The sequence below is a fragment of the Achromobacter sp. genome, from assembly GCF_057314935.1.
In genome coordinates this window covers 13,395-27,276 of record NZ_DBHKZA010000026.1, presented here as the reverse complement: position 1 = coordinate 27,276, position 13,882 = coordinate 13,395, and the positions used below count along the sequence as shown (strand labels likewise).

General features: G+C 67.0%; 12 protein-coding genes. 8 read left to right on the top strand and 4 right to left on the bottom strand.

The features are described 5' to 3' along the window. Positions 1–4 precede the first annotated feature (4 nt). A complete protein-coding gene (locus ACO6D5_RS12000; RefSeq protein ID WP_485825507.1) occupies positions 5–1,387 on the top strand; it encodes an MmgE/PrpD family protein in 1,383 nt (460 codons plus the stop codon). 76 nt (positions 1,388–1,463) lie between these two features. Here the strand turns inward: ACO6D5_RS12000 and rph are convergent, their stop codons facing one another. Then, positions 1,464–2,234, bottom strand: coding sequence for a ribonuclease PH (rph, locus tag ACO6D5_RS11995; RefSeq protein WP_485825506.1), 771 nt, complete (start codon positions 2,232–2,234; stop codon positions 1,464–1,466). A 73-nt stretch (positions 2,235–2,307) separates the two neighbouring features. Here rph and ACO6D5_RS11990 point away from each other — a divergent pair, with 73 nt between their 5' ends. Both ACO6D5_RS11990 and ACO6D5_RS11985 read left to right on the top strand, forming a co-directional pair. Then, the gene (locus ACO6D5_RS11990; RefSeq protein WP_315845851.1) at positions 2,308–3,240 is read left to right on the top strand and encodes a YicC/YloC family endoribonuclease; all 933 of its coding nucleotides are present in this window, start codon (positions 2,308–2,310) and stop codon (positions 3,238–3,240) included. 20 nt (positions 3,241–3,260) lie between these two features. Beyond that, on the top strand, positions 3,261–4,427 hold the full coding sequence (locus ACO6D5_RS11985; RefSeq protein WP_485825505.1) for an NAD(P)/FAD-dependent oxidoreductase: 1,167 nt from the start codon (positions 3,261–3,263) through the stop codon (positions 4,425–4,427). 28 nt (positions 4,428–4,455) lie between these two features. On the opposite strand, the gene ACO6D5_RS11980 is transcribed toward ACO6D5_RS11985, so the two are convergent. Both ACO6D5_RS11980 and ACO6D5_RS11975 read right to left on the bottom strand, forming a co-directional pair. Next, the gene (locus ACO6D5_RS11980; protein ID WP_485825504.1) at positions 4,456–6,015 is read right to left on the bottom strand and encodes an amino acid permease; all 1,560 of its coding nucleotides are present in this window, start codon (positions 6,013–6,015) and stop codon (positions 4,456–4,458) included. A 133-nt stretch (positions 6,016–6,148) separates the two neighbouring features. Next, positions 6,149–7,648: an AMP nucleosidase gene (locus ACO6D5_RS11975; protein ID WP_485825503.1), complete on the bottom strand. Its 1,500-nt coding sequence runs from the start codon at positions 7,646–7,648 to the stop codon at positions 6,149–6,151. A 150-nt stretch (positions 7,649–7,798) separates the two neighbouring features. Here ACO6D5_RS11975 and ACO6D5_RS11970 point away from each other — a divergent pair, with 150 nt between their 5' ends. The 3 genes from ACO6D5_RS11970 to ACO6D5_RS11960 all read left to right on the top strand — a co-directional run bounded on the left by ACO6D5_RS11970 (position 7,799) and on the right by ACO6D5_RS11960 (position 11,141). Continuing rightward, positions 7,799–8,152 (top strand): hypothetical protein, encoded by a 354-nt coding sequence (locus tag ACO6D5_RS11970; RefSeq protein ID WP_485825502.1) that lies wholly within the window; start codon positions 7,799–7,801, stop codon positions 8,150–8,152. 78 nt (positions 8,153–8,230) lie between these two features. Further along, on the top strand, positions 8,231–10,330 hold the full coding sequence (locus tag ACO6D5_RS11965) for a TonB-dependent receptor (protein ID WP_485825501.1): 2,100 nt from the start codon (positions 8,231–8,233) through the stop codon (positions 10,328–10,330). A gap of 214 nt (positions 10,331–10,544) precedes the next feature. Continuing rightward, entirely contained in the window at positions 10,545–11,141 is a 597-nt protein-coding gene (locus ACO6D5_RS11960; RefSeq protein WP_315845839.1) for a C40 family peptidase, read from the top strand. 107 nt (positions 11,142–11,248) lie between these two features. Here the strand turns inward: ACO6D5_RS11960 and ACO6D5_RS11955 are convergent, their stop codons facing one another. Then, complete coding sequence (locus ACO6D5_RS11955; RefSeq protein WP_315845838.1) at positions 11,249–12,019, bottom strand: SDR family NAD(P)-dependent oxidoreductase; 771 nt, start codon at positions 12,017–12,019, stop codon at positions 11,249–11,251. Positions 12,020–12,250: 231 nt separating this feature from the next. On the opposite strand from ACO6D5_RS11955, the gene ACO6D5_RS11950 reads away from it, so the two are divergent. Both ACO6D5_RS11950 and ACO6D5_RS11945 read left to right on the top strand, forming a co-directional pair. Continuing rightward, complete coding sequence (locus ACO6D5_RS11950) at positions 12,251–12,955, top strand: c-type cytochrome (protein WP_485825500.1); 705 nt, start codon at positions 12,251–12,253, stop codon at positions 12,953–12,955. After that, on the top strand, positions 12,952–13,875 hold the full coding sequence (locus ACO6D5_RS11945) for a c-type cytochrome (RefSeq protein WP_315845836.1): 924 nt from the start codon (positions 12,952–12,954) through the stop codon (positions 13,873–13,875). The genes ACO6D5_RS11950 and ACO6D5_RS11945 overlap by 4 nt, the downstream gene beginning before the upstream one ends. Positions 13,876–13,882: the final 7 nt, after the last annotated feature.

Here is a 13,882-nt window from a genome sequence, read left to right as displayed (position 1 = left end):
GCACATGAACGCCGCCAAAGACACTCCCCACCTCAGCGCCGAACTCGCGGCCTTTGCCGCCAACTTGCGCTATGAGGACATCCCCGCGCCGGTACTGCGCCGCGCCGAAGACCTGCTGCTGGATTGCCTGGCCTCGATCCTGGCCGGCGCGTCGGCCCGTGCCGTACAAGCCATCGACCGCTACGCCGCCGCGATGGGGCCCGCCGACGGCCCCAGCGAAGTCCTGATCACACGCCGCCGCACGTCGCCGCTGTTCGCCGCGATGGTCAACGCCGCGGCCGCCCACGTGGTCGAACAGGACGACGTCCACAACGGCTCGGTGTTCCACCCCGCCGCCGTGGTCTTCCCGCCCGCGCTCGCCGTGGCGCAAGCGCTGGGCAGCTCGGGCCGCGACCTGATCACGGCCGCCGTCGCCGGGTACGAAGTCGGCATCCGCGTCGGCGAATTCCTGGGCCGCTCGCACTACAAGATCTTCCACACCACCGGCACGGCGGGCACGCTTGCCGCCGCGGTCACCACCGGCCACCTGCTCAAGCTGTCGCCCGAACAGATGCTGCATGCGCTGGGCTCGGCCGGCACCCAGGCCGCCGGCCTGTGGGAATTCCTGCGCGACGCCGCCGATTCCAAGCAACTGCACACCGCCAAGGCGGCCGCCGACGGCATCACCGCCGCTTATTTGGCGCGCGAGGGATTCACCGGCGCGCGCCACATCCTGGAAGGTCCGCAAGGCATGGCGGCCGGCATGTCCACCGACGCCGATCCGTCCAAGCTCTGCGACCGCCTTGGGCAACGCTGGGCGCTGGCGGAAACCTCGTTCAAGTTCCATGCGTCGTGCCGCCACACCCACCCGGCGGCCGACGCACTGCAGCAGGCGCTGCGCGCCAACAATTTGACGGAAGCCGACGTGGCGCGCGTGGTGGCCCACGTGCACCAGGGCGCCATCGACGTGCTGGGCCCGGTCGTCAACCCGCAGACCGTGCACCAGTCCAAATTCTCGATGGGCACGGTGCTTGCCCTGATCGCCCGCAAGGGTCGCGCCGGACTGGCCGAGTTCGACGCGGGGCTGGACGACCCGGCCGTCGCCGACTTCCGCGGCAAGGTCGACATGGTGCTGGACGAAGAGGTGGACCGCGCCTACCCGCAACGCTGGATCGGCAAGGTCACCGTCACGACCCGCGACGGCCGCACCGTGCACGGCCGCGTGGACGAACCCAAGGGCGATCCCGGCAATACGCTCAGCCGCCCCGAGATCGAAGACAAGACGCTCAGCCTGGGCCGCTATGCAGACGCCGCCACGGACGCGGAACTGCGTGCGCTGATCGACACCATCTGGGGACTGGAGCAGGTCGCCAAGGTCGACGCCCTGCTATCGCGCAAGGCAGCCTAGGTCCGGCCCTGTTCCTCGCGCCCCATGAAAAACAGCCGCTTTCGCGGCTGTTTTTTCGTGCCCGAAGGCTGTGCTATCAGGCCAGCGCAGCGCGTTGCGCGCGCACCAGGCTGGCGATGCCGCCTTCGGCCAGGACCAGCATCGTGTCCAGTTCCGCACGGGTGAAGGTCGCGCCTTCGCCCGTGCCCTGCACTTCCACAAAAGCGCCGCTGCCCGTCATGATGACGTTGACGTCGGCATCGCACGCCGAGTCTTCCTGGTAGTCCAGATCCAGCACCGAGCGGCCTTGCACCAAGCCGACGGAGACGGCTGCAACCGCATCGCGGATCGGGTTGACGGCCAGGTCGCTGCGCTTCATCAGCAAGGCCACGGCGTCGGCCGCCGCCACCCAGGCGCCAGTGATGCTGGCGCAACGCGTGCCGCCGTCGGCCTGCAGCACGTCGCAGTCCAGGTGCAGGGTGCGCTCGCCCAGCGCCTTCATGTCGAACACGGCGCGCAGGCTGCGGCCGATCAGGCGCTGGATTTCCTGGGTGCGGCCGCTCTGCTTGCCGCGCGCTGCTTCACGGTCGCCACGCGTATGCGTCGCACGCGGCAGCATGCCGTATTCCGCCGTGACCCAGCCTTCGCCCTTGCCTTTCAAGAACGGCGGCACCTTCTCCAGCACGCTGGCCGTGCACAGCACATGGGTGTCGCCGGCCTTCACCAGCACCGACCCTTCGGCGTAGCGCGTGAAGCCGCGCTCCAGCGTAAACGGCCGCAGTTCGTCGACGGCGCGGCCCGACGGGCGGGCGATGGTGGGCGTAGTGGTCACAGGCAGACTCCAGACAGGAACATTGATTCGCGGCATTGTACGGGCAGGCGCCGCAGGAAATCCCCGCTTGGAGTATCCTGCCGCGATATATCACCAGGAAACGCCCATCATGATTCGCAGCATGACCGCCTTCGGCAACGCCCGAGCAGACCTAGAGCAAGGCACGCTTGCCATCGAACTGCGCAGCGTCAACAGCCGCTTCCTCGACCTGTATTTCCGGCTGCCCGACGAATTGCGGCACGTCGAGACGCCGCTGCGCGAATTGCTGACCGCCAACCTGGCGCGCGGCAAGGTCGAAATCCGGGTTTCGTTCACGCGCAATGCCAGTACGGACCTGTCCAAACTCGACCCCGCCTGGCTTGAAAGCCTGGCCGAGCAGCTTCAGGCCGCCCGCCGCATCGTCCCCGATATCGCCCCGCCCCGGCTGGTGGAGCTGTTCAACTGGCCCGGCCAACGCGGCAACGATGCGCTGGACCCGCAGATCTGGGGCGCCGCCTGCCTGCAGGCCGGTCAGCAAGCGCTGACGCAATTGCAGGAAGGCCGTGCCCGCGAAGGCGAACGCCTGGCCGGCATGATGCGCGAATGCGCCGACGGCGTGGCGCGCGTCGTCGACATCGTTCAGGCCCATCTGCCCCAATTGCTGTCCGACCATCGCGACAAGCTGGCCGCCAAGCTGCGCGAAAGCGTTGAATCCGCCTTCCCCGGCGGTTTTACGCATATTTCCGGCACCGAACTGTCCGAACGCCTGTCGCAGGAAGCCAATCTGTTCGCGCTGCGCATCGACGTGGCGGAAGAACTGTCGCGCCTGCGTTCGCACCTGGAAGAGCTGCGCCACCTGTTGACCGACGGCGGCGGCAAGTCTGCTTCGGGCAAGAAGAACGCGGGCAGCGCGGGCAAGCGCCTGGACTTCCTGTTCCAGGAAATGAACCGCGAAGCCAATACGCTGGGATCCAAGGCAGGCAGCATGGAAGTCACGCGCGCCGCGATGGACCTGAAGCTGCTGATCGAGCAGATGCGCGAGCAGGCGCAGAACATCGAGTAACCCCTCGCGCGCACCGGTCCATGCAACGTGTCGTCATCATAGGCGGAGGGGCCGTGGGCAGCTCCGTTGCCTACTTCCTCAGCCGGATGCCCGGCGCGTTCGATGTCACCGTGATTGAACGCGACCCCACGTATGCGCAGGCATCCTCCGCGCTATCGGCCAGTTCCATCCGCCAGCAGTTTTCCAGCCCGGTGAACATCGGCATGTCGCAGGCAGGCATCGCCTTTCTGCGCGCGCTGGGTTCCACCCTGTATGTCGACGACCCGGCCCCGGACGTCGGGCTGACCGAACCCGGCTACCTGTATCTGGCCAGCGCTGGCGGCAGCGCGGCGCTGCGGGAAAACCATGCAACGCAGGTCGCGCACGGCGTGGACGTCGCCCTGCTGCCGCCCGCCGAATTGGGCGCACGCTTTCCTTGGTTGCATACCGGTGATCTGGCGTTGGGCGCCTTGGGGCTCTCGGGCGAAGGCTGGTTCGATGGCTACGGGCTGATGCAGGCCTTGCGCAAGAAGGCCATCGCCCAAGGCGCGCGCTACCTGCGCGGCGAGGCCGTCGGCCTGCTGCGCGACGGCGCCAGGGTCAACGGCGTCTGGCTCAGCCAGGGCGCGGCGCTTGCCTGCGACGCCGTCGTCAATGCGGCCGCCCCTTGGGCCGCCCGCGTCGCCCGCTGGGCAGGCATCGACCTGCCGGTGCGCGCGCGGCGCCGTACCGTATTCAGTTTCAGCTGCCCGGATTCCTTGCATGGATGTCCGTTGGTGATCGATCCTTCCGGCATCTGGTTCCGGCCTGATGGCGGAAGATTCCTGTGCGGCTTTGCGCCTGACGCCTGCGACGATGCCGATGACTTGCCGCTGGAGGCGCAGCACGGGGCGTTCGAATCCCACGTCTGGCCGCTGCTGGCCCAACGCGTGCCTGCGTTCGACGCGGTGCGGGTTCAAAGCGCCTGGGCGGGCTATTACGAGATGAATCTCTTCGACCAGAACGCCATCATTGGCGCCCACCCCGACTGCCCCAACCTTTACTTCGTCAACGGGTTCTCGGGGCATGGCCTGCAGCAATCGCCCGCCGCCGGACGCGGCGTCGCGGAACTGCTGGCCCACGGCGAGTACCGCAGCCTGGACCTTTCGCCCCTATCGTTTCAGCGCATCCTGGACAACCGCCCATTGCGGGAGAAGAACATCATCTGAGTGACGCCCGCCTCCCGCAACGGGGGGGTCAACGGGCCTCGCCCGCCGCGGGTTCGCCGCGCAGGGCCGAATCCAGATATTGGCTGCGGGCGCGCGCGTCCGGGAAATGCATGTCGCGGTAGTTGATGAATCGCGACCCGCGCGCCAGCCGGTATCCCAGCCAGATCAGCAGGAACAGCGGAATGCCGACATAGGTGGCCACCACGCCGCCCCAATCGATCCGGTCCTGCAGGAAAGCCTGGTAGTTCTGGCCCAGGGTGATGACCAGGCAAAGCACGAAGGCGAAAATCGGGCCGAACGGGAAGAACGGCGACACATACGGCAGGTCGGCCAGGTTATGGCCCTGCTTCACGTAGCCGCGCCGGAACCGGTAGTGGCTGATGGCGATGCCCAGCCAGGCGATGAAGCCCGTCATGCCCGACGTGTTCAGCAGCCAGATGTACACCGCATTGGGGCTGAAGATGAAGGTGAAGAAGCACAGCGCCGCGACCACGGTGGTGGCCAGCAACGCCCACAAGGGCACGCCGTTGCGCGAAATGCGGCCGAAAATGCGCGGCGCCTTGCCCTCGCGCGCCAGGCTGTAAAGCATGCGCGTGGCCGCATACATGCCCGAATTGCCCGCCGACAGGACCGAAGTCAGCACCACGGCGTTCATGATCGACGCCGCCCCCAGCAGGCCGGCGCGTTCGAAGATCAGCGCGAACGGGCTGACGCTGATGTCCTCGACCTCGTTGCGCAGCAGGTGCGGGTCGGTATAGGGGATCAGCAGGCCGATCACCAGGATGGCCGCCACGTAGAACAGCAGGATCCGCCAGAACACCTGGCGCACGGCGCGCGGCAGATTGCGCGCCGGATCTTTGGATTCGCCAGCGGCGATGCCGATCAATTCGGTGCCCTGGAACGAAAAGCCCACCACCATGGCCACGCCGATCAACGCGGCGAAGCCACCTGCGAACGGCGCGTCGCCGACGGTCCAGTTGGCCACGCCGCCCGCCTCGCCGCCGCGGATGATGCCCAGCAGCATCATCACGCCCATGGCCACGAATCCCAGCACGGCCACTACCTTGATCAGCGCGAACCAGAACTCCGCTTCGCCGAAGCCGCGCGCCGACATGGCGTTCAGGCCGAAGGTGATCGCCAGGAACAAGGCGCTCCAGTAGAAGCCCGGCACATCCGGAAACCAGTACGCCATGACGAGCTGTGCCGCCACCAGGTCCACCGCCACGGTGACCGCCCAGTTGTACCAATAGTTCCAGCCCAGCGCGAAGCCGAAGCCGTCTTCGACGTAGCGGGCGCCATAGGTGGAAAACGAGCCGGAAACCGGCATCGCCGCGGCCAACTCGCCCAAGCTGGTCATTAGGAAATAGACCATCACCCCGATCAGCACATATCCCAGCAACGCGCCCCCGGGCCCGGCCTTTGCGATGGTCGCCCCCGAGGCGACGAACAGGCCGGTTCCGATGGACCCGCCTACCGCGATCATCGTCAGGTGGCGCGCGGACAGGGTGCGGCGCAGTTCGGATGGCGGATTTGCCTTCGCTGCGCGCGCGCCGCCTGCGCGGCCTTCATCGTGTTCCGATGGTGCCAAAATGCTTTTCCTTCACGTCGTGAAGGCACCCGCGCGATGCGCTGCGGATGCCTTGGGATTACCGGGCAACGCGCGAGAATAGCGCAAACCGCCCCGCCACGAAAAATGGCCGGGGCGTCGGGGACGGATCCTGCTATTGGAAAGCGGTTTCCATGAAGGTGCGCAGCTTGCGCGAATGCAGCCGCTCCGGCGGCATGTCGCGCAGCCGCTCCAGCGCCCGGATACCGATCTCCAGATGCTGGTTGACCTGCCGGCGATAGAACACGCTGGCCATGCCGGGCAGCTTCAGTTCGCCGTGCAAGGGCTTGTCCGACACGCACAGCAGCGTGCCGTAGGGCACGCGGAAGCGGAAACCGTTGGCGGCGATGGTGGCCGACTCCATGTCCAGCGCGATCGCCCGCGACTGCGCAAATCGCTCGACCAATTCCACATGGTCGCGCAATTCCCAGTTGCGGTTGTCGATGGTGGCAACCGTGCCAGTGCGCATGATGCGCTTCAAGTCCCAGCCGGACAGCCCCGCCACTTCTTCCACTGCCTGCTCCAGCGCCACCTGCACTTCGGCCAGCGCCGGTACCGGCACCCAGGTGGGCAGATCGGCGTCAAGGACGTGGTCTTCACGCACGTAGCCGTGCGCCAGCACGTAGTCGCCCAACCGCTGGGAATCGCGCAGGCCCGCGCAATGGCCCAGCATCAGCCAGGCGTGCGGGCGCAGCACGGCAATATGGTCGGTGATGGTCTTGGCGTTGGACGGGCCCACGCCGATATTCACCAGGGTGATGCCGGAATGGTCGCCGCGCACGAGGTGGTAGGCGGGCATCTGCGGCAGGCGGGCGGCCTGCCCTTCATCACCCGGGCCGCTTTCACCGCGGCGCGTGATGCGGTTGCCGGGTTCGACCAGCATTTCGTAGTCTTCGTTGCCGCTGGCCATCAGCGCCCGGGCGCGGGCGCAGAACTCGTCTACGTAGAACTGGTAGTTTGTGAACAGCACGAAATTCTGGAAGTGCGCCGGCGCCGTCGAGGTGTAGTGCTGCAGGCGATGCAACGAGTAATCCACGCGCTGGGCGGTGAACGGCGCCAGCGGCTTGGGTTCGCCTTCCTTGCCGCGCCAGGAACCATTGACGATGGCGTCGTCGGTCACGGCCAGGTCCGGAACATCGAACAGGTCGCGCAACGGGCGCTTGAGCGCCTCCAGGTGCTCGCCTTCGACATAGGCGCCTTCCGGAAACGCGAAATGCAGCGGGATGGGCGAATCGGATTCGCCGACCTCGACCGCCACGCGGTGGTTCTGCAGCAACTGCCCGACCTGCTCGATCAGGTAGTCGCGGAACAGTTCGGGTTGCGTGACGGTGGTCTGGTAGATGCCGGGTTCGGCCACATGGCCATAGGACAGGCGCGTGTCGATCGGGTCGTAGGTTTCAACCACGATGCGAATGGCCGGATAGTAGGCGCGGGCGCGCTCGCGGCCGTTGCCGGTGCCGTTCAGGACCTCGCGGAAGGCGGCGCGCAGGAAAGCCGTGTTGCGCGCGTAGATCTCGGCCAACCGGTCCACCGCCGCCTGGGCATCCTGGAAGGGTTCAAAGGGCATGGCATCGGGCCGGTTCATCGACGACAGGGGGTGGACTGCATTCATCATTGAGCTGTACTCCGCTTTCTTGTCTGCCGATTATGCCCGAGCGCGTGCCAGATGAAGCGTCATATTCCAGCGCGGTGGCGCTGCAGCGCCGTCGCCAATGATATAGAAACAATATATCATTCCGATTCTTCGAATTTTGCCCCCCTGTCCATGCCGTCCCTGCCAGGCCACCGCCACGCCGCCCCGCCGCACTACGCGCGCTGGGCCGTGCTTGCCTGGCTGTCCGTCTGCCTGCTGCTGGCGCCGATGGGCAGCCTGCGCCATGCGCTGACGCATCTGGGCGAGGCGCCCGCCGCCAGCCAGGACGATGCCCACCCGCATGAAAAGCTGGGCCATTGCGACCTGTGCCAGCTGTGGGACGTGCTGGACGCGACGCTGCCGTCGTCATTCGCGTGGGCCGGCGGGCACGCCGCCCCTGCCGCGTTGGTCGCCCATTTGCCCGCCGGCGCCGCCGCTATCGGCGGGACCTGGTTCCAATCCCGCGCTCCGCCCCTCCCGGCCTGAAATCCGCTTTTTCCGCCGCCTGCTGGCGGTGCCCGATTTCATCCGCCGGCCTTGTCGCCGGCACCCTGGATTGCCACCATGAATTTCCTGACCGTCCGCGCCGGGGCACGCACGCCCCTGCGCGCCTTCGCCCTGCGTCCGCTGGCCCTTGCCTGCCTGTACACCCTACCCCTGGCCTTGCCCGCAGCCGTTCGCGCGCAGGCCGCCCCCGACACCGCCACGTTGTCGCCCGTCGTCATCACCGCCAACCCGCTCGGCAGCGACGCGCTGGCCTCGCCGTCCACCGTGCTTCAAGGGCAAGAGCTGGACCTGCGGCGCGGCTCCAACCTGGGCGAAACGCTCAACGGCCTGCCCGGCGTATCCACCACCAGCTATGGCCCCATGGTGGGCCGACCCATCATCCGCGGCCTTGATGGCGACCGCATCCGCTTGCTGAACAACGGCGTCGGCACACTGGACGCGTCCTCGCTGTCGTTCGACCATGCCGTCCCCCAAGATCCGCTGTCGACCAACCGCGTCGAGATCCTTCGGGGCCCCGCGGCCCTGCTGTATGGCGGCAACGCCATCGGCGGCGTCGTCAACACGCTGGACAACCGCATTCCCACCGAGCCCATCGACGGCATCCATGGCGACGTGGGCGGCAGCTATGGCGGCGCCAACAATGACCGCAACGGCGCCGTCCAACTGGAAGGCGGCGACGGCACCTTCGCCATCCATGCCGACGTCTTTGGCCGCAAGACGGGCACGCTGCGCATCCCCGGCTACGCCCGCACCGTCACGCAGCGCGCCGCCGACGGCCCCGACGCCGACCAGCCCCGCGACCGCCTGCCCAACAGCGACGGCCAGGCCAGCGGCGGCGCGCTGGGCATGTCATGGACCGGCGAACATGGCTACGCCGGCCTGTCCTACAGCGGTTACGACTCCAACTACGGGTCGGTCGCCGAAGCCGACGTGCGCCTGAAGATGCACCAGGAACGCTTCGGCCTGGCCGGCGAGTTGCGCGACCTGACCGGCCCATTCCAGAGCATCAAGCTGAACTTCGCCTATACCGACTACCAGCACAAGGAAATCGAAGACGGCGAGACCGGCACGGTCTTCAAGAACCGCGGCTATGAGGCGCGCCTGGAGGCCCGCCACGCCGACATCGGCCCGCTGCATGGAGTGGTCGGGCTGCAGTTGGGCCAGACGCGCTTTTCGGCGTTAGGCGATGAAGCGCTGGTGCCGACTACCGACACCGACTCGGCCGCCCTGTTCGCGCTTGAGGAATGGAACCTGACCGAGCGCCTGACGCTGTCGGCCGGCGCCCGCATGGACCACACGCGATTGAGCCCGGCAGCAGGCGGCAACGACCGGTTCGACGATTCGGCCCGCCGCAGCTTCACGGCAGGCAGTTTTTCGCTGGGCGGCATCTACAAGCTGACCCCGGTCTGGTCGCTGGCGGCCAATGGCGCCTATACCGAACGCGCGCCCACGTTCTACGAGCTGTACGCCAACGGCCCGCACGCCGCCACCGGCCAATACCTGGTCGGGGACCAGAACCTGGGCAAGGAGCGCGCCTGGTCCGGGGATTTGTCCTTGCGCTACAAGGACGGCACGGATCACGGCAGCGTGGGCGTGTTCTACAGCAGCTTCGCCAACTATCTTGCCGAGACGAACACCGGCCGCTACCGGAACGACGATGGCGACGTGGTGGCGGCCGGCGACGACGGCGCGCTGCCCGAGGCGCGTTACCAGGGCGTCTCCGCACGACTGTACGGCCTGGAGGCTGAAAACGTGACCCGCATCCTGCAGCGCGACGGCCACGCGCTGGATCTGGGCTTGTCAGGCGACTACACCGTATCGCGCAACCGGGATACCGGGCGCTCGCTTCCCCGGATCCCGCCGTTGCGCCTGCGCGTGGCGCTGGACTACGGGTATGGCCCGTACAGTGCGGGCGTCAGCGTATCCAAAGCCTTCGCCCAGCACGATCATCCGGCCAACGACACGCCCACGCCCGGCTACTACAGCCTGGACGCCAACGCCGGTTACCGCTTCAAGGCGACCGGCGTGCAGTGGCAAGCCTACGTGCGCGGCATCAACCTGACCAACCAGGACATCCGTTACGCGACGTCGGTGCTGCGCGAGGTGGCCCCCGAAGGCGGCCGCGCCGTGCTGGTCGGCCTGCGCGGCAGCTTCTGACAGGCATTTTTGCTGCGGCCGTTACGTTTCGCCCGGGGCGCGGCGTAACGGCAGCGCTCAAATAATGCTGCATTGCACTACAAATGTAATGAAACTTTATTCCATTATAATTTGCGAGCATCCGGGGCGTGCGCGCGCCGGATGCACCCCTTTCCGCCGGCTTGCCCCCTCTGGGCAAAGCCATGCCGCCCACTCCGATTTTTGAAGTGACGTAATGACTCCGCCCACGCGAAAAGTCCGAATTGCCAATTTCAGCATTCCCGTTTTCCTGTCAGCCCCCCTCCTGGCCCTGACCCTTTCCTGGATTCCCGGCGCCGCCCAGGCGTCCATCCCCGCCGAGCAAGCCCGCCCGACGCTCAACGGCCTGCGCCTGGCGCAAGAGCCCACCGTTCCCACCCTGCGTGAACGCGTCGTGCAAGCCGGCCTGGACGCCATCGGCACCCCGTACAGCTGGGGCGGCGACGACGCCGAAGGCTTCGATTGCAGCGGCCTCGTCCTGTACGTGTTCCGCGAGATCGCCGGACTCGAACTCCCCCGCACGGCGCGCGCGCAGCGCACCGAAGGGCAATCCGTGTCCAACAAGAAAGAACTGCGTCCCGGCGACCTGGTGTTCTTCGCCACGCGCGGGCGCGGCGTGACGTCGCACGTCGGCATCTATATCGGCCAGAACAAGTTTGTCCACGCGCCGCGTCGCGGTACGAAGGTGCGTGTCGACGAAATGAAGAATCCCTACTGGACCAAGCGCTATGTTGGCGCGCGGCGCTACCTGGATTCGACGCAAGGCCAGATGCTGGCCCAGGCCTCGCGCTAAGCGCGATTGCCGCAAGTCCAGGCGGAAAAAAGGCGCCTGCCGGGCGCCTTCCTGGGAGCATCGACGAGCCTGCCGCGGGACTTTCCCGCCGCAGGCCGTTTGCGTGTTCAGCCGCGGCCCACGAAGGGCATGTTCGTCGCCATGATCGTCATGAACTGCACGTTGGCCTCCAGCGGCAGGCGCGCCATTGCGGCCACTGCCTGGGCCACATGCGCCACGTCCATGCGCGGCTCGACCTTCGTGCTGCCGTCCGCCTGCAGGATGCCGGCCGCCATGCGTTCGGTCATGTCGGTGGCGGCATTGCCGATGTCGATCTGGCCGCAGGCAATGCTGTAGGGGCGGCAATCCAGCGAAATCGACTTGGTCAGCCCCGTCACCGCATGCTTGGTCGCGGTGTAGGCGATGGAGAACGGGCGCGGCGCGTGCGATGAGATCGACCCGTTATTGATGATGCGGCCGCCCTGCGGCGTTTGCGCCTTCATGATGCGGATAGCGGCCTGCGCGCACAGGAACATGCCGGTCAGGTTGGTGTCGACGACATCGCGCCAAACGGCTACCGGCAATTCTTCAATGGGCATCGCCGGCGCGCCGCGGCCCGCATTGTTGAACAGCACGTCCAGGCGGCCATATTCGCGCTGCGCCGTGTCGAAAAGATCGCGCACGGCATGCTCGTCCGTTACGTCGGTAGGCACCACCAGCGCTCGCACGCCGTCTTCGCCCGCCGCGGTGCGGGTAGCTTCCAGCGGCTCGCGGCGCCGGCCGGCCAACACCACGCGATAGCCCTGGGCCAGGAATTCCAGCGCCACGGCGCGTCCAATTCCTGTGCCGGCGCCGGTCACCAGCGCAACGCGGGGTGGTTCGATCTCGTTCGTATGCATCGGATTCTCCTTGTTCTCAACCGCCGTGATCCTACCCCAATCATTGCCCCGATGCTGCAAGCAAAGTTAGCAGCGGCGACACACTTTCGCCCCCAGCGGCGCAAGCAAAAGAAACGCGGATGCACGGCCTCAAGCCAACGATTTCGCGTTGATCTGTCACAAGTCTTTATATAATTTGTGGAAATTAGCTTATTACCTAAAGTCCAATAACATTCCTCGGAGCAGGCATCCATGACCCCACGGTCCTTTCCGCGTGCGTTAGCGCTTGGCGCGCTGATCGCCACGGCCGCCAACGCGCAAGCCGCGCCAGACGGCAAACAGATCAGCACCCAGGGCGCCAATGGCGCACCCGCCTGTGTCACCTGTCACGGCGCCCGCGGTGAAGGCAACCCCGCCGCGGGCTTTCCGCAATTGGCCGGCATCGGCGCCAAGTACCTGGCCGAGCAGCTTGAAGCCATGGGCAACGGCTCGCGCGTCAGCCCCGTCATGGCGGCAACGGCCAAGGCGCTGGACCCGGCGCAGCAACAGGCGGTGGCGAGTTACTACGCCAGCCTTCCCTCCCCGCTGAACACCGACCGCCTGGCCGCCACCGCGATGCACCCCGTCAAGCCCGCCGATACCGGCGCCTGGCTGGCCACGCGCGGCGCCTGGGACAAGAACGTGCCCGCCTGCAATCAATGCCACGGCCCTGGCGGCATCGGCGTCGGCGACAACTTTCCGGGTCTGGCCGGTCAACCCGCCGCCTATATCGCCGGCCAATTGCGCGCCTGGCGGCAAGGCCAGCGTCCGCCCGGTCCGCTGGGCCTGATGCCTGCCGTCGCCACCCGCCTGACCGACGCCGAAATCGACGCCGTGTCGGCCTACTACGCCGGCCTGCCCAAAGCCGCCGATCTGCTTGCCGCGCAAGGCGGCGCCGCCGAGGGGACCAAGCAATGATCCGCTTCCCGCTTTTCCGCCTGGGGTCCGCCGCAGCCTGTCTGGCGCTCTCGGCCACCGCGCTTGCCGCCGATCCCCGCCCCGCCTTCACGCCGCCCTCGGCGGCATCGCTGCCCGACACCGAGTTCGGCAAGATCGTGCGCCAGGGTGAACAGATCTTCCTGCATACGCCCCAGATGGCCGGCAAGTTCGTCGGCAACGACCTGAACTGCGCCAGCTGCCATCTGGATGCCGGCCGCCGCCCCGATTCCGCGCCCATGTGGGCGGCCTATGTGCTGTATCCCGCGTATCGGGCAAAGAATGAACACGTCAATACGCTTGCCGAACGCCTGCAAGGCTGTTTCCGCTTCAGCATGAATGGCAAGGCGCCCGCCGCCGACGATCCCACGCTGACCGCGCTGCAAAGCTACATGTTCTGGCTGGCCAGCAAGGCGCCCACCGGTGTGGTGCTGGAGGGCCAGGGCTACCGCAAGCTGCCGGCGCCGGCCCAAAAGGCCGATTACGTGCGCGGCAGCGAGGTGTACGGCCAGTATTGCGCCGTCTGCCACGGCGCGGACGGCCAGGGCCAGAAGAACGGCAAGCATTGGGTGTTTCCGGCATTGTGGGGCGCCGATTCGTTCAACTGGGGCGCGGGCATGCATCAGATCGGCAACGCCGCCGGCTTCATCAAGGCCAATATGCCGCTGGGCCAGGCCGGCATGCTGAGCGACCAGGAAGCCTGGGACGTGGCGTACTTCATGAACGCGCATGAACGCCCCCAGGATCCGCGCTACGCCGGCTCCGTCGCGGCCACTCGGGCCAAGTATCACGATTCGGATGATTCGCTGTACGGCGTCGAGATCAACGGCCATTTGCTGGGCAGCGATTCGCCGGCGCCGGGCGGCAAGCTGATCCAGGCCGCCGCCAAACCCGCCGGCTGACCGGCAA